Here is a 21,542-nt window from a genome sequence, read left to right on the forward strand (position 1 = left end):
CGCGCGCGCTGCCCCACCGTCAGCCCGGCGGTTCGCTCGCAGGCGGGGCGGAGCCGTCGGGTATGAACGGCCACGCCTCGCACACCTTGCGAGCGGCCTCCAAGTCGACCTCGAGGGGAGTCCTCGGAACGGAGGGGACGCTTGCGGAACGATGGCGTGTTGCGCGGCTCACGTAGGCGTCACCCCTGCTCGCGCAGGCCCCAAGGGGCGCCGTACTCGGTGAGCAGGTCGAGGAACGGGCGGGGCGGCAGGGCTTCGGGACCGAGAACGCCCTTGCCGGACCAGGCGCCGGCGGCGAGCAGTTCGAGGGCGATGACCGGGTTCATCGCGGTCTGCCAGACGACAGCCTGTGAGCCGTACTCGCGCATTGTCCACTGGTTGTCGACCACGTGGTACAGGTACACCTCACGGGGCTTGCCATCCTTGGTGCCCTTGACCCAGGTGCCGGCGCAGGTCTTGCCGGTCATCCGGTCGCCGAGGGTGGCGGGGTCGGGCAGGCAGGCGGCGACCACGTCACGCGGCGAGACCTTGACCGGTCCGTGCTCGCCGGGCACGGTGACCTTCGTGGTCGAGTCCAGGCCCAGTTCGTGCAGGGTCTTCAGCCTCGCGATGAAGTCGTCGCCCAGGCCGTACTTGAACGTCACGCGGCGCGCGTCCACCCAGCGAGGGATCAGCAGCACCTCCTCGTGCTCGACGTTCACGCACTCCACCGGCCCGATGCCCTCGGGGAAGTCGAAAACCTCCGGTTCGCTGAACGGTGCGGTGGTGAACCAGCCACGTTCCTTCTCGTAGACCACCGGCGGGTTCAGGCACTCCTCGATGGTGGTCCAGATACTGAAAGAGGGCGCGAAGTCGTAGCCCTCGACAGTGAGGTTCGCGCCGTCGCGCACGCCGATCTCCTCGATCTCGTCGAAGAGCTCGTCCGCGGCATACCGCGCGAAGACATCCGACAGCCCTGACTCCACACCCATGCCGACCAGGGCCAGGCGCTCGGATTCCACCCAGCGGTCCGCCAGTTCGAACTGCCTGTCCCCCAGCTTCACCCCGCACTCCTCGAACGGCCGCGAGGGGTGCGGCACGGACAGCGACATCGCCATGTCCAGATAGTGTGCTCCGGCCGCGAGGGCCGCGTTGAACAAGGGCATCACGAACCGTGGATCGGTCGCGTTGAACAGGACGTCGCATCGGTGCTCGGTGAGCGCGGCCCGCACCGCGTTCTCGTCCGTAGCGTCCAGACGCAGCGCGCTGAACCGGTCGCCGTGCTCCTTCAGCGCGGCGACGGCCGCTTCAGCGCGGGAGAGGTCATAGTCGGCCACGACCATGTGGGTCAGGAATTCCCTGCGTGCCGCGATCCGGGTGGCGGCGGTGCCGACGCCGCCCGCGCCGACGAGAAGTACTCGCATGTCAGTGACCCTTCTTCTGTTTCGGGAGCAGATCGCCTCCGGCTTGCCCCTGATGCAACGGCACAGGGCGTTGTAAGGTCAACTGTGTTGACATAAGGGCCGTACCGACGGTCATGGAGGAGGGTGAGGGGATGCCGAAGCGGGTGGTGCCCGAAGAGGCGCGGCGCAGGCGCAGGCCCACGCGACAGGGCGTGGTGTTGTCCGAGACGCTCATTGTGCAGGCCGCGCTGCGGATGCTGCGCGAGCACGGCAGTGCCGGCCTGACCGCCCGACGCTTGGGAGCCGCGCTGGGTGCGGACCCGAGCACCCTTTACCGCTACTTCGCGGGGATGGACGATCTGGCCCGGGCCATCGGCGACGAGCTGATGGGCCGAGCCTTGGACAGGTGGACAGCCACCGGTGACTGGCGGGCCGACTTGCGCGCCCTCGGGCTCGCTCTCCACTCCTCCTATCTCGCACACCCGCAGGCCGCCGTGCTCACAGCCAGCCGGGTCAGCGGACGTCCGCGAGAGATCGCGGTGGACGAGACAATCCTCGGCATTCTGCGTGGGGCGGGCCTGGCCGATCCGGCCGCGGTCCGTTTCTACCAGGCGTTCATCGACCTCGCCTTGGCCTTCGCCGCGCTCGACGCGGGGGAGCTGGCACTCTCCGAGGAGTCCCGCGCGCGGGACGGGGAAACGTGGGACTCCACCTACGCCCGGCTGCCGGCCACGTCCCACCCGAACATCGCCGCCACCGCCCGCCTGCTCGCCGCCCGGATGCTGCACAGCGCCTACCCGGTGGTCCTTGACACCTTGTTGGACGGCATCGCCGCCGAACTGGCTGTCACGGATACCCGAACGACTGAATGACCCGATCCATACCTCTTCGGCATGTTCCATCGAGTTCTCAAGGCTTCGGAATGGTTCCGGCGGATGCTTATGCCAACGATATTGACGTTCAGGTTCCCAGCGCGTTTTCTCTTCGGAACCACGAGGTTACGGCGTCATATAACCCGCCCAGACCGTACCGTCGGCCACACCTGGCGGGCATCGCTGTCCCCGGACATGGGCACGAGCGGCGCCCTCTCGTTACTGGCGTCGCCTCGGGGTCACCCGCTACGGACATTCCGGTTGTCCGGTGCGACCTTGCCGCTGGAGACGCCCGAGGACATCCAGAAAGAGGGATCACATGGCCGAAGACACTGCGCGGGGGACTCCCGAAGGGCCCAAGCCGACGGCCGGGCTCAATCCGAACGCGATCGGGTTTGTCGACTCCATCGCCATTGGTCTGAACTCGACCTCACCCGCGTACTCGCTGGCAGCCGTCATCGGTCCCATCGCGGCGTTCGTCGGGGTCAACGTACCCGGCGTGATGCTGGCCTCCTTCCTCCCGATGCTGCTGGTCGCGTCCGCTTTCTACTACCTCAACCGGGTCGACCCGGACTGCGGCACCACCTTCTCCTGGGTGTCGAGGATACTCGGCCCGACCACAGGCTGGCTGGGCGGCTGGGCCGTCGCCATGACCGGAGTGATGGTCGTCGGCTCGCTCGCCGAGGTGGGGACGCGTTTCGGTCTACTGGCGGCGGGGCTCGACAGCTGGGTCGCGAACACCTGGGTCCTGCGCTCCTTGACGGTGCTGGTCATCCTGGCGATGTCCGCCCTCTGCGTCCGAAGCACCGAAGCCTCTGCCCGGCTACAGAATGTACTGACGCTGCTGCAAGTGGCCGGACTACTGGTCTTCGCTGCCGTGGCCCTCTACCGCGTCCACGCCGGCACCAGCACCCTGCATGCCGTCCACCCGTCGCTGGGCTGGCTAAACCCCTTCAGCGCGGGGGTTGCACCACTCACCTCAGGACTCCTGCTCGGCGTCTTCACGTTCTGGGGCTGGGAGTCCGCGGTCAACCTCACCGAGGAGACGGAAGGCGCCGTCACCGCTCCGGGCCTGGCAGCCATCTGGTCGACGGTCATCCTGCTGGCGACCTACGTGTCCGTGGCCTTCGCCGTGGTCGCCTACTGCGGTCCCGGGTTCCTCGGCGACCACGCCGACGATGAGGAAGCGGTGTTCGCGACGCTCTCCGACCAGGTACTCGGCGGATGGAGCTGGGTGGTGCTGCTCGCCGTCGCCACGTCCGCCCTCGCCTCCACCCAGACGACCATCATCCCGTCCTCCCGGACCGCCTTGTCCATGGCCCGTCGGCACGCCCTGCCCCAAGGCTTCAGCCGTATCCACCCAAGGCACCGCACGCCCGACGTGTCCACCTGGTGGGTCACCGGCATCGCCATCGTGTGGTACCTCGTCATGCACTGGCTCAGTGACAACGCGCTTGCGGACTCGCTGACCGCGCTGTCCCTGCTGGTCGCGTTCTACTACGCGCTCACCGGGCTGGCCTGCGCCGTCCACCATCGGCATCTGCTGACCACGAGCGTGCGCAACTTCCTGCTGCTCGGCGCGGGCCCGATCGTCGGTGCCCTGCTGCTGACCTGGCTGCTGGTGGAATCGGTGATCACCATGGCGGACCCTGCGAACTCCTACAGTGGGGTCTCCTGGTTCGGCATGGGGCCGCCCCTGGTCATCGGAATCGTCCTGGGTATCGTCGGCGTACTGCTCATGCTGTGGTGGCGGGGGACTTCCCGCCGCTTCTGGGCCGAACCGCACCCCCTTCCCCCCGCCCTGCCCGGCACCGTCGAAGCGGACGGCACAAGCACCGCAGAGCCGGCGCTCGTCAGGGCGTCCGCTGCCGCGGACACCGGACACCGCGGGGACTGAGGACTCCTCGTCCCGCCGAGGTCCGGGCGGCGGTCCTACGACGCCCGGACCTTCCGGGGTGCGGATCCCGCCCGCGCGGATTCCGCCAGCCGCCTGGTGCCGCGGACCTTGGTCGATGAGACCGCGTGGGGAACGGTGTCCGGGGTCACGTGCCACTTGATCGCCCCCAGTCGAAGACCATGGTGGGGATCAAACTCGGGTCTTGGTGCGTCAGTTGTCTCCTCTTCGTATCGGTGGCGTCAGTTGGCCGCGGGTAGCTGCTTGAAGGCGCGGAGCTGGCCAGCGATGGCGCGTTCGGTGGGCAGTCGTTCCATCGACGAAGCGCCGAAGAACCCGGCGATTCCCTGTGTCCGGTCCAGAACGTAGCGCACGTCGTCCGGCTCGGCGAGGGGGCCGCCGTGGCACAGCACAAGACCCGGAGCCGATCCCATACTCGACCGCTGCCGTATGGGGGCCGCACATATGCCGCCGCCCGCGTTTCCTGGCTAACGTTTACACCGCGCGCGGCAGCCTGGCTGAACGCGTGTGACCAGGAGAGCCGGAACATGAGGTGCGGACAAGGCCGTGCAAGCGAGGACGGCCGCTGTCCGCCCGCCTGCTGGCCGCTCGGCCGGGGCCATCCGCCGCTGTCGGTACCGCGTTCGCCGACGAGCGGTCCCCCTGCCTCACCCAGGAGGCGGGCTGCGACGGGGGCCACCGTCCAAGCCGGGATGGCGGTTTCGCCTGACACCCGGTTCTCATTCCCCCCACACATCAGGAGTCGCCATGTCGCTGCTCTCCAGAACGAGCCGTCGGACACGAATAGCACTGGCCTCAGTGGCCGTCGGTGGTATCACTCTCACGGGTTTGCCGGCCGGCCCGTCGTTTGCCGCCACTCCCCCGGTGCCCGCCACCTCCAGCGTCTCGGTATCCGTTCACGCCCAGGCGGAGCCCGTCACCCCGTCCGAGGTGCTACGCCGCGCGGCCACCTGGCTGACCGCCAACAACGGTTCTCAGGTGCCTTACAGCCAGACCTCGGTGTGGTCCGACGGCTATCGCCAGGACTGCTCCGGGTACGTTTCCATGGCCCTCGGGTTATGGAAGCCGGGGCCCAACACAGTAGAACTGGCCGGCAACCGCGATCTCACCACCCCGGTCACCCTGAATGACCTACAGCCTGGTGATCTGCTCATCGATGCCGAGGGCAACAGCAACACGCGCCACGTGGTCATCTTCGAAAGCTGGAGGGACTCTTCACGGACCGCCTATAGCGCGTTCGAACAACGCGGCGGCCACGGTACGGATCACCGCATTCTCGCCTACGGGCTGGGCACCGGCAGTGAGTACAAGCCGTACCGCGCAGTGAACATCACCGACTCCGAGTTCCTGGACGATCCGTCGCGGAGTCGGACGCTTCCTGCCCAACGCTGACGAGCGGGAGCAGCACCGGCGCGACGTCGCCACTGCTCAACACCCGCTCACCGGCCACGGCCACACGGTCCCCACCGCGGCTCATCCGGCTCACACGCCACTGTCGAGAGCCCACGCACTCCCGCCCTCTCGGGGAGAGCGGTCGACTGACCGACACCGCCAACCCCGGAATTTGGGCTGCCAAGCCCAAATTCGCGCGTGACCTGGAGAACCACGAGCTGCGCGGCCTTGGGAGGAAGGCGCCTGTGTACCGAGCGAGCACGGCACCGACGTGATAGTGAGCTCGTCGATGGTGCGAAACGGCACCCAAGCCGGTGGCGCGGCCCTCCCCGCTCAGCGAGGTCGGCGCGGGAGAGGCGGTTGACAGGTCCGCGCCATTCTCCTCCGGGCCGGCGAGTCGACGCCCCCACAGCGTCTCCCAGTTCATCGGCCAGAGGCCGAGGCAGGAGTCGGAAGGAGGCACCTCGATGTCGATCCTGCCCAAAAAGACGAGACCGCGTCGGCTCCGATCACGGAGCTTCAGGGCTGAGCTGACACCCCGGCTGACAGTTGGTTCATCCGCCAAGACGGCACCCACAATCCAGGAGTGAAGCATGCGCCCTTTAAGAAGTCGCAGACGCCTCGCGTCCCTCGCCCTCACGCTGGCCACCGTCTGCCTGACGGTCGCGGCAGCACCAGGGGCGTACGCCACCGGCGCTGAGCCGACAGCTGCCGGTAAGTACGTGGCCCTCGGCGACTCCTACGCCGTCGCGCCCGGCACCCGCGTATACGACAACCCCGACGACGCGTGCCGCCGCGGCCCGTTGACATACCCCCGGCTGTGGGCACAGCAGCACCCCGCATACGCCTTCGTGGAGGCGTCGTGCTCCGGGGCTACCACCGCGGAGCTCGGCAGCCAGCAGGTGCCGCAACTCACCGCGGACACCACACTGGTGACGGTGCAGGTGGGCGGCAATGACATCGGCGTCGTCGACGTCATGACGAACTGCGTCCTCACCATCGACGACAAGGACTGCGTCGCCGGAGCGGAGGCCGCGAAGGCCGCCGCGAACGGCAAGCTGCCGGGCGCCCTGGCGAACACCTACGCGTCGGTACGGGCGAACGCGCCGAACGCCACGGTCGTGGTGGTGGGCTATCCCCGGCTGTACACGATCGGCGGCACCTGCGGCATATTCGGGCTGAGCGACACCGAACGTACGGCGCTCAACTCGGTTGCCGACACCCTCGACTCGATACTGGCGGACCAGGCCGCGAAGGCCGGGTTCACCTTCCTCGACCCACGTGCCGCCTTCGACCCGCACACCATCTGCTCGCATGGGGAGACCTGGGTGACAAGTCTGGAGTGGGACAAGATCAACGAGTCCTACCACCCCAACCAGGCCGGGCACCGTGACGGCTACCTGTCTTTGCTGACCGGGCTCACGGGCTGACCACGGCGGGCTGTCGGGCGATACCGGCCGGACAGCCCACCGCTCCCCCACCGGGACCCACCACCCCGCGGGCCCACCCAGCGGCCCCTCCCAGTTCGTCCCCCGGCCGACGGTGTGCCCCAGCCGGCGATGTGCCCCGGCTCAGCTCGCGAAGCGAGCGAGACCGAACGGGCATAGCGACTCGTGCCGCTCCCCAGTGATCACCTCATCGCTTCGACAGTGGTCAGCGACGGTGGCCGAGTTGGGTGAGGGCCCGGTCCAGCGTGTCGGTGAAGAAGTCGGCCGCGGTGGCGTCGATGCACAACGGCGGCTTGATCTTGAGGATGTTGAGGTGGTCTCCGGTGGGCTGGACGATCACACCGAGGTCGAGCATGCGGTCGCAGAGTTCGGCGGTCTCCTCCGTGGCGGGATCCAAGGTGGTGTGGTCCCGGATGAGTTCGAGGCCGAGGTAGAGGCCCGAGCCGTGGACGGCGCCGATGAGGTCGTGGTGGCCGGCCAGTTCCTGGAGCCGGCTCTTGAGACGGCCGCCCACGCGTACCGCGTTGCCCGGGAGATCCTCCTCGCGCAGGGTGTCCAGGACGGTGAGGCCCACAACGCTGGAGACCGGGCTGCCACCGGTGGATGAGAAGAAGTAGCCCTGGTCACGGTAGCGGCCGGCAACCTCCTTGGACGTGATGACGGCGCCGAGGGGGTGGCCGTTCCCCATGGCCTTGGCCACACAGACAACGTCGGGGACGACCTGTTGCTGCTCGAAGCCCCAGAACCAATGGCCCAGTCGGCCGTAGCCGACCTGGACCTCATCGGCGACTGCCAGACCGCCGTGGCGGCGGACCGCGGCGTATACCTCGGCGAGGTAGCCCTCGGGCAGGGCCACGCCCCCGGCGTTGCCGTAGAAGGTCTCGCTGAGGAAGGCTCCTGGCGGGCGACCTGAAGCGGCGAGATCGCCGATCATCGCGGCCGCCTCGGGTCCGTAGCGCACCGCGTCCGCCCCGCGGTGCCGGCCGCGGTAGGAGTTGGGCGAATCCACGGTATGGACCCAGCTTGGGCGAGTGGCCAGGGCGTTGGGGTTGTCCTGGAGCGAGGTGGAGACGGCGTCGGAGGCGTAGGTCCAGCCGTGATACGCCTCGCGGAGCGCGACCACATCGAGCTGCCCGGAGGCGCCGATGGCCAGCCGGATGCCCAGATCGACCGCCTCGGAGCCGGAGTTGACCAGGAACACCGTGTCCAGGGGATCGGGCAGGAGGGCGGCGAGGCGTTCGGTGAACTCCACCACCGAGGCGTAATGGAAGCGCGAGTTGGTGTTGAGCCGTCGCAGCTGCCGCGAGACCGCCTGCTCCAGGCGTGGATGAGCGTGGCCCAACGGGGTGACATTGTTGACGATGTCGAGGTAGGAGCGACCCTCGGTGGAGACCAGATGGTGCCGCCAACCACGCTCGATGCGGGGCGGGTCGGCGTAGTAGTGCTCCTGCGCGGTCGCGAACACGGCGTCCCGCCGGTCGAGCAGGTCCACGTGCTCCTCATGGCCGGGGGCTGGAAGACCGATGAGCGGGGAGGGGTCCGTGGTGAGCGCGAGCCACCCGGCGGCGTACTCGGGGCGCACCAGCGCGGGGACGGCCGGGCCATCGGCATCGCGCAGCCCAAGACGTACCGAGGTCCCGGCGGGGAGGTGGGCCAGGTCCTGGCCCACGCGGAGCGTCGCCCCGGCGGGGATCACGGGGTGGACCGTGTGGGGGAAGGACAACGTCAGCGCCCGCGGGCCGTAGGTGACCGTCAGCTGACCGGGCGCCGCGGCGAGGACCTCGCCGGTGCCGGGAGCCTGCACCACGGTGGCCCTGCCGAGCCACAGGTCGATGCCGGTGGCCACGGTCGCGGGAGACGCGGCGGACAGGGCCTGGGTCTGGGTGAGTCGCGCCTGCGCGTACCGGGTGACGGCCGCGGCCGCGCCGTCGGCGAGTGCGGAGGCCGCCAGCCGATCCTCGGTGTCCGCTTCGAGCCAGACTCCGTGGTCCATCGAGTCGGCCCCGGTGGACAGGTCGAGCGGGGAGATGTCGTCGGGGGTGAGGTCCCGCAGCAGCGGCCGCACTGGTGTATCGGCGTGAGGGGGCGCGTCCGCGAGGCCGACCGCGTCCTCGATGAGGTGGGTCATCACGGGAAGTGGCAGGTGGGTGGCCTGCTCGAATATTCGCCACTCGCGGTCGAGCGCGGCCTTGGCGTAGGCGTTCCGCTCGTCGACGGCGGCCTGATGACGGCCGCTGGCGACCAGACCGGCGGCGCGCAGGACCACAAGCGGCCACAGCGCCTCGACCTCCGCTGGGGAGAGCGGCCGGACGGCGTGGAAGGCCCGGATGGCGGGCAGCACGTGGTGGGGCTCGACACCGTCGTGGTGGAGCATCGAGGCGAGTGACACCGCCAGTTCGCCAACCGCCCAACTCCAGGTCAGGTCACCGAAGTCGATGACTCCGTCGGGCATCGGGAGGCGGCTGTCGGGAGAACGGATCAGGTTGTCGTCCGTGAGGTCGAGGTGCACGGCCTGACAGGGCAGCAGCACGGCGACCTTCTGCACCTGCGTCCAAGCGGTGACGGTCGCGGCCTGGACGGCAGCGCGGCGGTCTGGCTCCGGGATGTACTCCGCGAGCTTGACGACGACGCGGTCGGCGTACCGCGGGTCCCACTGGAGTACACGGTCCAGCCCCGGGTGCCGGAAGTCGCGCAGGGCCACGCTGACCTTCCCGGCGATCGCGCCCATGGCCGCCACCGTACTCGGGGACAAGTGTCGCGGTCCGGAGAGCGGGCCGCCGGGGAGGTGCTCCAGCAGCCGCGCGATGACCGGCCCGCCCTCGGTGTCCACCCTCGCGCACCGGGGGGAGCCGTCGGGCCGACGCAGGACGGTGGCGATGCGCAGTTCCGGGTGAGCCGCGGCGATCAGGTCGGCGGCGGTGTCCTGGGCTTCGATCTCCATCGGGCTGAAGGCCGGGTTGGCGATCTTCAGGACCGCCAGGGGTGTCCCGGTGTCGGAGCACAGCAGGAAATTGGCGTCCTGCTGGCTTCCCAGCACCTCCGCGCGAGCGGTGACGCCGAGACGCCGGGAGGCGATGCGCTCTGCCTGAGCGGGCGACACCCGCGGTGCGGGAAGCGCGTCCTGGGCGAAGAAGTCGATGGTGCGGTACTCGTCGTGCGACATGCCGGGTTCCTCGGCTTGGTGAGCGGAGCGTGATGAGGGCGGGCTGGGCGCGAACGCGCGGATGCTCCTAGTCGACTCCCCACATGAACCGGTGGGTGTGAATGGCGAAGTAGGGGAAGTTCTCCACGGACGCGACGCCCTCGACGGGCCGTACGACATCGTTGATGAAATCCAGGAGATCACGAGAGCGACCGCACACGATCTCGACGAACAGGTCGAAGCGGCCGGAGGTCAGCACCGCGTACACCACTTCGTCGTGCCGGGAAAGTTCATCGGCCACCGCCCGGGGGTCGCCCTCGATGCGCAGGCCCAGGAGCGCCATCGTCTGCCGGCCCATGGCCATCGGGTCGGTCACCCCGACGACCTGGACCGTCCCGGTGTCGATCAACCGCTGAAGCCGAAGTCTCGCGGCCGAGGGTGACAATCCCACCTTCGGCCCCAGCTCGGCATAGGGGATACGACCGTCGGCCTGCAACTCCCGCAGGATGGCCCGGTCGGTGTCGTCCATGGGTCACCTCTCCCTTCTTACAGATTCAGGACATCAGCCAATGGATTCAAGCACAAACCGAGCATAAGGCGATTGAATCGACTGCATCTACAGCGTAATCGAGCACAGTCCGGCTCGTCGAGCAGAACTACCCAGCACAGCGGGGCCGGTGAGCGCACTCCGGCACCCACAGCTCGCGCGGCGCGGCGGGCGAACGCCGCGAGCGGGTCACGTTTCGGCTGCGTCGGCACCAGCCCTGCCGGGGCCGACGTCGACCTCGGGTCCGGACCGGCCGCGGCCGGCAAGGTCAAGAAGGGCGCGCTCGACGGCGTCACCCTCACCTTCGCCTCCTACGGCGGCATCTTCCAGGACGGCCAGGAGGCCGCCGCCGTCAAGCCGTTCGCCTCCGAGTCGGGGGCGAAGGTGCTTTCCGACGGTCCCACCGACTACACCAAGATCAAGGCCCAGGTCGACGCCAAGAACGTCACCTGGGACGTAACGGACACCGATACGCTCTGGGCCAAGCGTGAGTGCGGCAAGCTGCTGATGCCGCTCGACCCCAAGATCGTCGACACCTCGAAGCTGCCCAAGGACATGAGGGGGCAAGTACTCCGTACCGGCCATGAGCTATGGCGTGGTCCTGATGTACGACAAGAAGAAGTTCGGCGGCAACCCGCCCAAGAGCTGGGCGGACTTCTTCAACACCGGCAAGTACCCCGGTAAGCGCGCCATACCCGGCATCCCGTCGGATGCGTCCCCGGGTGCGCTGGAGGCGGCGCTGCTCGCCGACGGAGTCGCCCCCGACCGGCTGTATCCACTGAACGTCGACCGGGCCCTCAAGAAGCTCACGAGCGTGCGCTCGTCGCTGGTCTTCTGGGACACCGGGGCCCGCTCACAGCAGTTGCTGGAGTCCGGCGAGGTCTCCATGGCCATGGTGTGGTCAGGCCGCGCCTACGCGGCGGGACTCGAGTTGTTCGAGCATGGTGGGTGATGTCCATGCCGGTGTCCATGCCGGTGTCGATTCGGTAGCCGACGCCGGGCACCGTGGCGATGAGCCATGGTTCGCCGAGTCGTTTGCGCAGGGCGGAAACGGTGATGCGGACGGCGTTGGTGAAGGGGTCGGCGTTGTTGTCCCAGGCCCGTTCCAGTAGCTCTTCGGAGCTGACGACACCGCCTTCGGCGGCGACGAGGACTTCGAGCACGGCGAACTGTTTGCGGGTGAGCGCGACGTGGCGTCCGTCGCGGAAGACCTCCCGGCGGAAGGGGTCCAGCCGCAGGCCCACGATCTCGCGGACCGGGGGCCGGGCGTGCGCGCGTCTGCGGTCGAGCGCCCTCAGCCGCAGCACGAGCTCCCGCAGCTCGAACGGTTTGGTGAGGTAGTCGTCGGCGCCGAGCTGGAACCCGGAAGCCTTGTCGTCGATCCGGTCGGCGGCGGTGAGCATGAGGATCGGGGTGCCGCTGCCGGAGGTCCCGCAGCGGTACGAGGTTCACCCGGGCGGGGACGGTGCCGGCCCCGGTGCCCGGCATCATGGTCAGCCAGAGGAACGGCACCCGTCCCGTGGACCATGCCCACCTCGGCCAGCGACAGCCGCCACGCCGATGTGACGCCGGCGGCTCGCCGACGGCGTGCCATAGCCCACACCACCAGCGCGGCGGGCGGCAGCGCGACCAGCGTCATGAGCACCACACCGTTGAACGTGTCGAAGCAGCCGTGCCACCGCCCGGCCACGCACATCGGAGCGGACATCATGAGCGGCCGCCGCACGACGAACGCGGCACTCGCCACGCCGAGGATCGCCAGGCCGAGGAGCACGCCCCCGCGCGTGCGGCGGGGCGGTGCCGACAGGGATGCGTTGTGGTTCATGGCCCCATTGGAGACGAGGGGCCGTTCCGGTGGCGTATGCGATTTTCGATACGCCCGCGATACACACGGATGGCCCCTGTGCGTCCTCGCTGGCGCCGGTCGGTAGGGCGGGCTGCGTACCAGGTGTCGACATCGGCCTGGGTGCGGTCCGCGAGAGCGTGTCCGCGCTGGGCGGGATGGCCAAGGGAGGCGATGGCAAGGCGGAGCCCCGCTAAGGTGCGGCCTGTAGGTCTCGGTCGGTGTGCGTCGCGGGCTTCCGGCCCTCGATGTGGCGCGTCTCCCGTGCGAGCGCCACGGTGACCACGGTGAGTCCGCTCATGAGGGCGATGAAGACGACCACGCCGGTGACGCTGTGGTCGAACCAGAGCAGCAGGCTGGTGGCGAGCAGCGGGGCCAGCCCCCCGGTGAGCACCGTGCCGATGTTGTTGGCGATGCCCACTGCGCTGAAGCGGACGCTGGTGTCGAAGAGTTCGGCGAAGAAGGCGGGTTGGGAGCCGAGGACCGCGGACTGCCCCACTCCTAGCGTGACCAGGAGCGCGAGCCAGATCGCCCAGGTATGTCCGCCGTCGAGCACCAGGAAGAAGGGCCAGGCCGCGATGAGGAGGATCAGCGCGCCGGCGATGGAGACCGGGCGGCGGCCGACGCGGTCGGAGAGCGCGCCGAAGGCGGGTACGGTCACCAGCTTCACGGCGGCGACGAGGGAGATGCCGCTCAGCAGTGCCGCGGTCGGCAGGGCTCGGTCTTCGGCGTAGGTGACGGAGAAGGTGCCGAAGATGTAGTAGCCCGCGTTCTCGGCCGAGCCCGCGCCGATGACGATGAGCATCTCCCTGGGATAGCGGCGCCACGCCGCGACGACGCGGCTGTCGCGGATGCGTTGCCGCAGCGGGACGCGGGCCGAAGACGCCGCGGAGGCGGCGAGGCCGGCCTGCTGGAAGTCGGCGGTCTCCTCCAGGGAGCGGCGCACCCAGAGGCCGAAGAGGGTGAGGACCGCGCTGAGCAGGAAGGGCACCCGCCAGCCCCAGGCGAGGAAGGCGTCCTCGGACAGCAGCCCGGTGGCGAGCGCGAAGACGCCGGTGGACAGCAGGGTGCCGGATCCGGTGCCGATGGCGGGCAGGGACGTCAGCAGGCCGCGCCACTTGGGCGGCGCGTTCTCGAAGAGGATGATCAGGGCGCCGGTCTTCTCCCCGCCCGCGGCGAAGCCCTGCACGAAGCGCAGCAGGGTCAGCAGCAGTGGCGCGGCGATGCCGACCTGTCCGTACGTGGGAAGCAGGCCGATGGCGGTGGTGGCGAGGCCCATCAAAAGGAGCGTGGCCACCAGGACGTTCTTCCGGCCGCGGGTGTCCCCGCGCTCCCCGAACCAAGCGCCGCCCAGGGGGCGGGCGAGGAAGCCGATGGCGAAGGTGCCGTAGGCGAGGATCGTGCCGACGAGCGGGTCGCTGTCGGGGAAGTAGACCTTGTTGAAGACCAGCGCGGCCGCGGTTCCGTAGAGGGCGAAGTCGTACCACTCCACCGTGGTGCCGAGGACCGCCGCGAGGGCGACACGCGGCTGGAACAGCGATCTTTTGTCAGGGGCAGGGCTCTGGGAAGCCACAGTCGCACTCCTTTGTCACCGCATACGGGCTGTACCACCAGGTGGCACACTTGTGCCGCTGAATGGTTCGGTGATGTTATGGACGTGCTCACCACCCGGCAAGGGGTTGGGGGGAAGGACTTTGTCTGCCGTCCGTCTCGAGGAGGAGACCGTGCCAGGGAACGACTCCGGTGGGGTACGCAGCGTGCAGCGTGCCGTGGATCTGCTTGCGCTCTACGACGCCGACCACCCAAGCCGCACGGTGCGCGAGCTCACCGACGCCACCGGGCTGGCCAAGTCCACCGTGGTGCGCCTGGTGCACACCCTGGAGCAGAGCGGGCTGCTGTGGAGCCGCGGCGACGGCCGCACCGTCCCCGGCCCCAGCCTGCTCCGCTGGGCCGATCTGGCCCGCTTCACCTGGCAGTTGCCCGAAGCGGCACTGGTGCGGATGAAGGAGCTCAGCGAGGCCAGCGGCGGGGAAGCCGTACACCTGTACGTGCGCCAGCAGCGCGCCCGGATCTGCATCGCGCGCCACGAAGGGACCCGTACGCTGCGCCACGTGGTGCGCGTCGGCGAGGAGATGCCCCTATGGTCCGGCGCGGCCAGCCACATCCTGCTGTCGCGCGCTGAGCGCCCGGACATCGACGCCATCGCCGCGCAGGCGCCTCACCCCGACTGGGCGGAGACGCTGTGGGAGCGCTCACGGCGGGCCGCGGTCCAGGGCTGGTCCGCCAGTCACGGAGAACGGGAGGCCGGGGTCTCCGGCGTCGCCGCCCCCGTCTTCGACCGGGACGGGCGCCTGGTGGCCGCCATCGCGCTGGGCGGGCCCACCACTCGTTTCACCGACGAGGCGGTCGCCACCTTCGCCGCCGCGCTCGTCGCCACCGCCCGCGACCTGACCGCCCTCGACTGCATCGGAGACCCGACCCGTTGAGTACGCACACGCCCCCCGCCGCGCCGCCGCTGCTCGACGGGATACGCGTCCTGGACCTGACCAACGTCCTGGCCGGCCCGTTCGCCGGGTACCAGCTGGCGCTGCACGGCGCGGACGTACTGAAGGTGGAGCTGCCGGAGTCGGGGGACCTGGCCCGCCAGCTGGGTGCCGACCGGGCGCTGAGCGAGGACCTGCTGGGCGCGTCGTTCCTCGCGCAGAACGCCGGCAAGCGCTCCCTGACCCTGAACCTCAAGCACGAAAGCGGCCGCGATGTCCTGCTGCGTGCCGTACGCGAGCACGACGTGCTCCTGGAGAACTTCCGCCCGGGAGTCATGGAACGCCTCGGCGTCGGCTGGGAGGTCCTGCGGCGCGCGAACCCACGGCTGATCTACTGCGCCGTCTCCGGCTTCGGCCAGATCGGGCCGCTGCGGGCCAGGCCGGCCTACGACCAGATCGTGCAGGGCCTGAGCGGCATGATGAGCGTGACCGGCACGGCGGAGGTCAACCCCCTTCGAGCGGGCTTCCCGGTCGCCGACACCCTGGGCGGCATGGCGGCCGCGTACGCCGTCGCCGCGGCCCTCGTCCGCCGCGAACGCACCGGGGCGGGCGCCTTCCTCGACGTATCCATGCTGGAAGCCGCGCTCACGGCGATGGGATGGGTCACCTCCAACTACCTGATCACCGGCCGTCCGCCGCGGCCCATGGGCAACGAGAACTTCACCGCCGCCCCCTCCGGGACCTTCCGTACGGCGGACGGACACCTCAACATCGCCGCCAACCGGCAGCAGCAGTTCGCCACGCTGTGCCGCCTGATCGGCCGCGAAGACCTGCTCGACGACTCCCGGTTCGCCCACCCCGCCGACCGCCGGGCACACCGCGAGCGGCTGCGCGAGGAGATCGAGCAGGCCCTGTCCTCGCGCACGGCCAAGGAGTGGGAGGAGGTCCTCTCCGATGCCGGCGTCCCCGCCGCCCGGGTCCTGTCGGTGCCCGAGGCACTGGGCCTGGAGCAGCTCGCGGCCCGGGACTTCGTGCGCAGCCTGCCGTTCCCCGGTGGACGCGACCGCCCGCTGCGGGTCCTGGGCAGCCCGGTCCACATCGACGGCGAGCCGGCCACTACCGCCGAGCCACCGCCATTGCTTGGCGAGCACACCGACCAAGTGCTGGCCGAACTCGGCTATTCACCCGAGGAGATCGACACCTTCAAGAAGACGGGCGCGGTATGAGCACGCAGCACACCCGCCGACCAGGCGAGGACACGACCGCATCACCCGACGCTCGGGCGAGCAGCGACTGGTGGTCGACGGCCATCAGCCGCATCCGCCCGGGCGAGATCCTGCTGCGCGGCTACCCGGTCGAGGAGCTCATCGGCCGCATCGGCTTCGCCGAGCAGATCTGGCTGCTCCTACGCGGCGAGCTGCCCACCCCCGGGCAGGCCCGGCTGCTGGAAGCCGCGCTCGTCGCCGCGGTCGACCACGGCCCGCAGGCGCCGTCCATCGCCGCCGCCCGCATGGCCGCCACCTGTGGTATCGGCCTCAACAGCGCCATGGCCACCGGCGCGGGGCTGCTCGGCGACACACACGGCGGCGCCGGCCAGCAGTGCATGCAACTGCTGGAGCGCATCATCGAAGGCGAGTCGGCCGCGTCCATCGTCGCGGAGCACCGGGCCCGCCGGGCGTACGTACCCGGCTTCGGCCACCGCTTCCACCCCCGCGACCCGCGGCGCGACCCCCTGCTGGCGCTGGTCCGCCGGGCGATCCAGGAAGGCGACGTACAAGGCGACGCCCTCGCCGCCGGGCTGGCCCTCGAAGAGGCCCTTGCCGGCGATCGCCCCAAGCCGGTCCCGATGAACATCGACGGCGCCACGGCCATCATCTACGCCGAACTCGGTTTCCCCGCAGAACTCGGCCGCGGCCTCTTCGTACTCTCCCGCAGCGTCGGCATCCTCGCCCACGCCTGGGAAGAACAACAGTCGGGCACCCGGATCAAGGGCCCGCTCCCCCGCCCCCTCCTCCCCGGCTATCACGGCCCACCCCCCAGGGCGATGCCACCTCGACCGACGCGGGATAACCGCGACCAGCGCCCGAGTTAGAACTCGGAGGGTCATCACGCCCACACACGAATCCCAAGAGTCCTGGACGGCGGGGCCTGCTTGGCGGTCGCCTGTTCCGACGGGCGCGCCGGGCCTCCTGTGGTGTGGAGCGTTTGCCCGGGTTGGACGTTCCGTATTCGGGCGCTCACTTTTTGTCGATCGGCAGGCCGGGCGGGTTGAGCTGTGAGGTGCTCACCCCGTCGCTGGTGAGACCCCAGCGGGCCAGGATCTTCCTGTAGACGCCCTTCTTGATCAGGTAGTTGATCGCGTCGTTGAGCGGCTTGCCGAGGCCGTCGTTCTTCTTGGTGGTCGCGGCGATCAGGCCCTGAAGGTGCTCTCCGTCTCCGATGATGCCGCCGACGACCTGGGTCTGGCCGGAGGTCTTGGCATGGTACTGGGCCTCGGGGTTGGGATGGAGGTAGGCGTCGATGTGGCCGGACTGGAGGGCCAGGTAGCAGGCCGATTCGTCCTGGTAGTACTTCACGTTGATGGGCTTGCGGCCCGCCTTGACGTTCTGGGCGCTCCAGTCCAGCAGGGCCTTCTCCTCACTGGTCCCGGTGGGCACGGCGATGGTCTTGCCCGCCACGTCCTTGGGGCCGGTGACGCGCCACGTCGTGCCCTTCTTGGCCTCGAACGCCTGCGCGTCCTTGCGGTAGGTGGCCATGTCGTACTTCTGCTTGCGCAGTTCGGTGACGGTGATGTTGGAGACGCCGACGTCGTACTTGCCACTGTCCAGACCGACGAAGATCTGTTCGAAGGAGACCGGGTTGTAGTGCACCTTGAGGCCGAACACCGAGGCGATCGCGTACGCCATGTCCGTTTCCACGCCGATGAGGGTCTTGTTGTCCGTGGCGAAGAAGGTGAGCGGCGCGGTGCTCCCCTTGGAGTTGCCGATTTCGAGGGTGCCCCGGGATCGGATGGCCGCGGGTACTTCAGCGGCGATGGAGGCGACCTTGGGTGCCCCGTAGCGGCTTTGCTCGGGGCTGGTGTTGAAGGGCCCCTTGGACGCCGATCCGGACGCGTCCTTCGTGGAACCGCCGCAGGCGCTCAGAGCGAGCGCGGCGACGATCGTCAGGGTGGTGAACGCGGCGAGCTTGGGGCGGATGAGCACGGACATGGTGGTTCTGCCTTTCAAGAGACAAGAGAATCGGAAGAAGTGGGGTCAGAGGACTTTTGAGAGGAAGGTGCGGGTGCGCTCGTGCCGGGGGGAGTCGAGCACGTCGCCCGGTGTCCCCTGTTCGACGATCCGGCCCTCGTCCATGAAGACCACGTTGTCGGCGACCTCACGGGCGAAGCCGATCTCATGGGTGACGACGATCATGGTGGTGCCGGCACGCGCCAGATCCTTGATCACATCCAGCACCTCGCCGACCAGCTCCGGGTCGAGTGCGGAGGTGGGCTCGTCGAAGAGCAGCACCTTGGGTTCCAGGGCGAGCGCTCGGGCGATGGCGATGCGCTGCTGCTGGCCGCCGGACAGCTGCCCGGGGTAGGCGGTCGCCTTGTCGCGCAGGCCGACGCGCTCCAACAGCCGCTCGGCGCGTTCCTGGGCCTGGGCACGCGGCACATCCAGGGCGGAGACGGGTGCCTCGACCAGGTTCTCCTCCACCGTGAGGTGCGGGAAGAGATTGAAGTTCTGGAATACGAAGCCGATGTGGGTGCGTTGGCGCAGCACCTCGCGCTCGCGCAGCTCGTGCAGCTTGTCGCCGACCCGCCGGTAGCCGATCAGTTCGCCGTCGATGGTGACGGTGCCGCGCTTGACCTTCTCCAGGTGGTTGATGCAGCGCAGCAGGGTGGACTTGCCGGATCCGGACGGGCCCAGCACAACGGTCACCTCGCCGGCGCGGACCTGGAGATCGACGCTCTTGAGTACCTCGACCAGGCCGTAGCTCTTGTGGACGTCGCATATGTCGACGACCACCCGGGCGGGATCGGCCGCGGCCTTGTGCGGACGGCGGTCGGCGGAAGGCGATTTCGTGGTCACCGCGGGGTCCCTTCATCCTTGGCAGCCGCGCGGACGTCGCGGATGGCGAGGCGCACCCGCTCAACAGGGGTCGGCGGCAGCGCCCGCGTCGTGCCTTTGGCGAAACGCCGCTCGACGTAGTACTGGAAGATCGTCAGGAGGGTGGTCAGCAGGATGTACCAGGCGGTCGCGACAAGCAGCATCGGCACGACGCGGGAAGTGCGCCCGTAGATGACCTGGACGGTGTAGAAGAGCTCCATGATCGCCATCACGGAAACGATCGAGGTGTTCTTGAACAGCGAGATCAGCTGGTTGGCAGCGTTGGGCGCGATGGTCCGCATGGCTTGCGGCAGCACGATGCGCAGAAGCTGGCGGCGCCCGGGAATCCCCAGCGCGGCGGCGGCTTCCAGCTGACCCTGGCTGACGGACAGCAGCCCCGCTCGGACGATCTCCGAGGCGAAGGCGGCCTCGTTGACCGAGAGCGCGATGACGGCGGCACTCGTCGAACTGACCAGATGGGTGGTACTGAAAGAGAAGAACTCCGGGCCGAACGGCACCCCGATACTCAGCCGCGAGTACAGGTAGGAGATGTTGAACCAGAAAAGCACCTGCACCAGCAGTGGCACGGAGCGCACGACCCAGACGTAAGCGTAGGCGGTCACTCGCAGCAGGGGGTTGGGAGAGAGCCGCATGAAGGCCAGCGCTATGCCGCCCGCGAAGCCCGCCAACCCGGCGTAGAAGGTGAGCTGGATGGTCAGCCATACGCCGTGCAGAACGCTGGGGTCGAAGAAGTACTGCCCGAAAGTCGCCCACTCCAGGCCGGGGTTGGTGGCCAGGGCGTGTACCAACTGCGCCACCAGGACGAGGGCGATGGCCACGGCCGCCCAGCGGCCGGGGTGCCGGACGGGGACGATCTTGGGAGGTCTGGACTGCTCGGCACTGCCGCCCGGTGGTCCTGGCGCGGCTTTGCCGTCAGTGACAGCGGTCATGATGACGTCTCCGATTCAGCGGTGAGTTCGGGGAGCCCGGGCGGGCAGGGCAAGCGGTGGAAGACGGTGCGGGAGACCATCGCCCGCCGGTCGGGCGAGCACATCAAGCGGTGGTCGTCAGGACCTCGTCCCCGGGCTTGAGCAGCGCCATGAACGCGTTGCCCGTGTGATCCTTGGCGTGAGCCGGTCGGCGATCGCCTGACGCAGGTGGGCCTCGCCGCCGACCCGCCCCGGCGGTGCCAGGTTCGGAGTCGGGGGTGGCACGGGGGCCACGCTCGGGTTACCGAGGGATGAACTATCCAGATACAGCTCTAGCCCAGGATGGATAATCCATCCGTGCTAGGGTCTGTCGTCAAAGGGGGCGCCCGGCCGCGAGCGGCGTTTGGTGCGGTCGATCGCAAGGCGGAGCGTCGCCCTCGTACTGGGCGTACTCGGGTGACGCGACAACGCGGCGAGCGGCCGTGCCAGGCGTCGGGAGCAGGGCGCCCCCTTTGACGACAGGCCCTAGCGTCCTGCTCGTATCGACAGTCGATCCACGCATGCGCAGCGAATCGAGGTCCCGTGGTTGCAGCCAAGCCGTCCCTGGTGAGCGGCGAGTTCGTCACTCGCGCCCAAGCCGCGCTGCCCCGCCTGGGCGCGACGGACAAGCGGTTCGTCGAGCTGGTCCTCAGTGACCCCGAAGCGGTCGTGCGCGGCTCGGTCACCGAGCTGGCCCAGAAGGCGGGCGTCGCCCAGTCCTCAGCCGTCCGAGCCTGCCAACGCATCGGGTACCGGGGCTACCAAGACGTCAAGCTCGCCATCACCCGCGACCTCGCCCAGCAGAACGAGCAGGAACAAGAACTCGCCCATGAAGAGGGAATCGACAGTCAGACACCTGCCGGAGACATCCTCGACCGCATACTCCGCCGCAGCGGCAGGGCCCTGGCCGACGCGGTACAGACCGTCGACCCCGAACTGCTGTCACTCACCATCGACCGCATCGCGACGGCCACCCGCGTCCTCGTCATCGGTATCGGCACCTCCGCGGCGCCGGCCCACGACGCCGCCTACCGACTATCCGCACTCGGCCTCGTCACGACGTTTCCCACCGACGTCAGGGCCCAGCACCTCGCCGCACGGCACCTCGACGAATCCTGTGTGTGCCTGGTCATCAGCCACACCGGTGCCAGCCGCGAGTCACTCCTGGCCGCCGAGGCGGCGCGGACCGCCGGCGCCTTCACCGTCGCCATCACCAGCTTCACCAACTCGCCCCTGACCCGCGTCGTAGACGCCCCACTGATCGCGGGAGGCCCCGAATACGGCTTCCGCCTCGAAGCCATGGCAAGCCGCCTCGCCCACCTGGGCATCATCGACACACTCTTCGTCGGCATCGCGGTCCGCCACCCCAAGACCTCCACCAAAGCACTCGACGTGATGGCCGACATCACGATCGAACACTCCCTGTAGAAAGAACTTCCCAATCGTGATGTCAAGCCGC

Annotated in this window: 18 protein-coding genes and 2 pseudogenes; 10 read left to right on the top strand and 10 right to left on the bottom strand. The window is 69.1% G+C overall.

Annotation, left to right across the window (positions count from 1 at the left end):
• Nucleotides 1-179 precede the first annotated feature (179 nt).
• The gene (locus AB0E24_RS05050; protein ID WP_251771144.1) at nucleotides 180-1,403 is read right to left on the bottom strand and encodes a saccharopine dehydrogenase family protein; all 1,224 of its coding nucleotides are present in this window, start codon (nucleotides 1,401-1,403) and stop codon (nucleotides 180-182) included.
• 131 nt (nucleotides 1,404-1,534) lie between these two features.
• On the opposite strand from AB0E24_RS05050, the gene AB0E24_RS05055 reads away from it, so the two are divergent.
• Both AB0E24_RS05055 and AB0E24_RS05060 read left to right on the top strand, forming a co-directional pair.
• Complete coding sequence (locus AB0E24_RS05055) at nucleotides 1,535-2,254, top strand: TetR/AcrR family transcriptional regulator (RefSeq protein ID WP_069869476.1); 720 nt, start codon at nucleotides 1,535-1,537, stop codon at nucleotides 2,252-2,254.
• 319 nt (nucleotides 2,255-2,573) lie between these two features.
• Nucleotides 2,574-4,151: an APC family permease gene (locus tag AB0E24_RS05060; protein WP_359374957.1), complete on the top strand. Its 1,578-nt coding sequence runs from the start codon at nucleotides 2,574-2,576 to the stop codon at nucleotides 4,149-4,151.
• Between the two features lie 239 nt (nucleotides 4,152-4,390).
• On the opposite strand, the gene AB0E24_RS05065 is transcribed toward AB0E24_RS05060, so the two are convergent.
• Nucleotides 4,391-4,582, bottom strand: coding sequence for a phosphoenolpyruvate hydrolase family protein (locus AB0E24_RS05065; RefSeq protein ID WP_359374958.1), 192 nt, complete (start codon nucleotides 4,580-4,582; stop codon nucleotides 4,391-4,393).
• A gap of 334 nt (nucleotides 4,583-4,916) precedes the next feature.
• On the opposite strand from AB0E24_RS05065, the gene AB0E24_RS05070 reads away from it, so the two are divergent.
• Together AB0E24_RS05070 and AB0E24_RS05075 are read left to right on the top strand one after the other, a co-directional pair.
• Nucleotides 4,917-5,561, top strand: a complete 645-nt coding sequence (locus AB0E24_RS05070; RefSeq protein ID WP_359374959.1) for an NlpC/P60 family protein — start codon at nucleotides 4,917-4,919, stop codon at nucleotides 5,559-5,561.
• A 593-nt stretch (nucleotides 5,562-6,154) separates the two neighbouring features.
• On the top strand, nucleotides 6,155-6,991 hold the full coding sequence (locus AB0E24_RS05075; RefSeq protein ID WP_232636051.1) for an SGNH/GDSL hydrolase family protein: 837 nt from the start codon (nucleotides 6,155-6,157) through the stop codon (nucleotides 6,989-6,991).
• 223 nt (nucleotides 6,992-7,214) lie between these two features.
• On the opposite strand, the gene AB0E24_RS05080 is transcribed toward AB0E24_RS05075, so the two are convergent.
• Entirely contained in the window at nucleotides 7,215-10,172 is a 2,958-nt protein-coding gene (locus AB0E24_RS05080; protein ID WP_359374960.1) for an aminotransferase, read from the bottom strand.
• 67 nt (nucleotides 10,173-10,239) lie between these two features.
• Nucleotides 10,240-10,680, bottom strand: coding sequence for an Lrp/AsnC family transcriptional regulator (locus tag AB0E24_RS05085; RefSeq protein ID WP_069869473.1), 441 nt, complete (start codon nucleotides 10,678-10,680; stop codon nucleotides 10,240-10,242).
• A 72-nt stretch (nucleotides 10,681-10,752) separates the two neighbouring features.
• Here AB0E24_RS05085 and AB0E24_RS05090 point away from each other — a divergent pair, with 72 nt between their 5' ends.
• Nucleotides 10,753-11,382, top strand: coding sequence for a type 2 periplasmic-binding domain-containing protein (locus tag AB0E24_RS05090; protein WP_359374961.1), 630 nt, complete (start codon nucleotides 10,753-10,755; stop codon nucleotides 11,380-11,382).
• A complete protein-coding gene (locus tag AB0E24_RS05095; RefSeq protein WP_359374962.1) occupies nucleotides 11,303-11,650 on the top strand; it encodes an extracellular solute-binding protein in 348 nt (115 codons plus the stop codon). The genes AB0E24_RS05090 and AB0E24_RS05095 overlap by 80 nt, the downstream gene beginning before the upstream one ends.
• A 22-nt stretch (nucleotides 11,651-11,672) precedes the next feature.
• On the opposite strand, the pseudogene AB0E24_RS05100 reads toward AB0E24_RS05095, so the two are convergent.
• The 3 genes and pseudogenes from AB0E24_RS05100 to AB0E24_RS05105 form a co-directional block, all read right to left on the bottom strand.
• A pseudogene (locus AB0E24_RS05100) lies at nucleotides 11,673-12,137 on the bottom strand (winged helix-turn-helix domain-containing protein); the annotation flags it as partial.
• Nucleotides 12,124-12,523: pseudogene (locus tag AB0E24_RS45965) on the bottom strand (VanZ family protein); the annotation flags it as partial. The pseudogenes AB0E24_RS45965 and AB0E24_RS05100, both read right to left, overlap by 14 nt.
• A gap of 211 nt (nucleotides 12,524-12,734) precedes the next feature.
• Nucleotides 12,735-14,114, bottom strand: coding sequence for an MFS transporter (locus AB0E24_RS05105; protein ID WP_200764597.1), 1,380 nt, complete (start codon nucleotides 14,112-14,114; stop codon nucleotides 12,735-12,737).
• Nucleotides 14,115-14,265: 151 nt separating this feature from the next.
• Here AB0E24_RS05105 and AB0E24_RS05110 point away from each other — a divergent pair, with 151 nt between their 5' ends.
• From AB0E24_RS05110 to AB0E24_RS05120, 3 genes are read left to right on the top strand one after another with little or no spacing between them, the layout of a single operon-like run.
• Nucleotides 14,266-15,027 carry an IclR family transcriptional regulator gene (locus AB0E24_RS05110; protein WP_174882971.1) on the top strand — a complete coding sequence of 254 codons (762 nt, stop codon included), beginning with the start codon at nucleotides 14,266-14,268 and terminating at the stop codon, nucleotides 15,025-15,027.
• On the top strand, nucleotides 15,024-16,250 hold the full coding sequence (locus tag AB0E24_RS05115) for a CaiB/BaiF CoA transferase family protein (RefSeq protein WP_093701462.1): 1,227 nt from the start codon (nucleotides 15,024-15,026) through the stop codon (nucleotides 16,248-16,250). The genes AB0E24_RS05110 and AB0E24_RS05115 overlap by 4 nt, the downstream gene beginning before the upstream one ends.
• Nucleotides 16,247-17,116, top strand: coding sequence for a citryl-CoA lyase (locus tag AB0E24_RS05120; protein ID WP_359374963.1), 870 nt, complete (start codon nucleotides 16,247-16,249; stop codon nucleotides 17,114-17,116). Before AB0E24_RS05115 ends, AB0E24_RS05120 begins: the two co-directional genes overlap by 4 nt.
• Nucleotides 17,117-17,261: 145 nt before the next feature.
• On the opposite strand, the gene AB0E24_RS05125 is transcribed toward AB0E24_RS05120, so the two are convergent.
• The 3 genes from AB0E24_RS05125 to AB0E24_RS05135 are packed head-to-tail and all read right to left on the bottom strand — an operon-like array spanning nucleotide 17,262 to nucleotide 20,065.
• Nucleotides 17,262-18,233: an ABC transporter substrate-binding protein gene (locus AB0E24_RS05125; RefSeq protein WP_174882968.1), complete on the bottom strand. Its 972-nt coding sequence runs from the start codon at nucleotides 18,231-18,233 to the stop codon at nucleotides 17,262-17,264.
• A gap of 45 nt (nucleotides 18,234-18,278) precedes the next feature.
• Nucleotides 18,279-19,034: an amino acid ABC transporter ATP-binding protein gene (locus AB0E24_RS05130; RefSeq protein WP_359375254.1), complete on the bottom strand. Its 756-nt coding sequence runs from the start codon at nucleotides 19,032-19,034 to the stop codon at nucleotides 18,279-18,281.
• A gap of 59 nt (nucleotides 19,035-19,093) precedes the next feature.
• Nucleotides 19,094-20,065 carry an amino acid ABC transporter permease gene (locus AB0E24_RS05135; protein WP_359374964.1) on the bottom strand — a complete coding sequence of 324 codons (972 nt, stop codon included), beginning with the start codon at nucleotides 20,063-20,065 and terminating at the stop codon, nucleotides 19,094-19,096.
• A 561-nt stretch (nucleotides 20,066-20,626) separates the two neighbouring features.
• Here AB0E24_RS05135 and AB0E24_RS05140 point away from each other — a divergent pair.
• Nucleotides 20,627-21,511, top strand: a complete 885-nt coding sequence (locus tag AB0E24_RS05140) for a MurR/RpiR family transcriptional regulator (RefSeq protein ID WP_359374965.1) — start codon at nucleotides 20,627-20,629, stop codon at nucleotides 21,509-21,511.
• Nucleotides 21,512-21,542: the final 31 nt, after the last annotated feature.

Source organism: Streptomyces malaysiensis subsp. malaysiensis (assembly GCF_040653035.1).
GTDB lineage: Bacteria > Actinomycetota > Actinomycetes > Streptomycetales > Streptomycetaceae > Streptomyces > Streptomyces malaysiensis.

Bases quoted from the DNA above. Each gene is read 5' to 3' on its own strand.
- AB0E24_RS05050 (WP_251771144.1), bottom strand. From the start codon at position 1,403: ATGCGAGTACTTCTCGTCGGCGCGGGCGGCGTCGGCACCGCCGCCACC.
- AB0E24_RS05055 (WP_069869476.1), top strand. From the start codon at position 1,535: ATGCCGAAGCGGGTGGTGCCCGAAGAGGCGCGGCGCAGGCGCAGGCCC.
- AB0E24_RS05060 (WP_359374957.1), top strand. From the start codon at position 2,574: ATGGCCGAAGACACTGCGCGGGGGACTCCCGAAGGGCCCAAGCCGACG.
- AB0E24_RS05065 (WP_359374958.1), bottom strand. From the start codon at position 4,582: ATGGGATCGGCTCCGGGTCTTGTGCTGTGCCACGGCGGCCCCCTCGCC.
- AB0E24_RS05070 (WP_359374959.1), top strand. From the start codon at position 4,917: ATGTCGCTGCTCTCCAGAACGAGCCGTCGGACACGAATAGCACTGGCC.
- AB0E24_RS05075 (WP_232636051.1), top strand. From the start codon at position 6,155: ATGCGCCCTTTAAGAAGTCGCAGACGCCTCGCGTCCCTCGCCCTCACG.
- AB0E24_RS05080 (WP_359374960.1), bottom strand. From the start codon at position 10,172: ATGTCGCACGACGAGTACCGCACCATCGACTTCTTCGCCCAGGACGCG.
- AB0E24_RS05085 (WP_069869473.1), bottom strand. From the start codon at position 10,680: ATGGACGACACCGACCGGGCCATCCTGCGGGAGTTGCAGGCCGACGGT.
- AB0E24_RS05095 (WP_359374962.1), top strand. From the start codon at position 11,303: ATGTACGACAAGAAGAAGTTCGGCGGCAACCCGCCCAAGAGCTGGGCG.
- AB0E24_RS05120 (WP_359374963.1), top strand. From the start codon at position 16,247: ATGAGCACGCAGCACACCCGCCGACCAGGCGAGGACACGACCGCATCA.
- AB0E24_RS05125 (WP_174882968.1), bottom strand. From the start codon at position 18,233: ATGTCCGTGCTCATCCGCCCCAAGCTCGCCGCGTTCACCACCCTGACG.
- AB0E24_RS05135 (WP_359374964.1), bottom strand. From the start codon at position 20,065: ATGACCGCTGTCACTGACGGCAAAGCCGCGCCAGGACCACCGGGCGGC.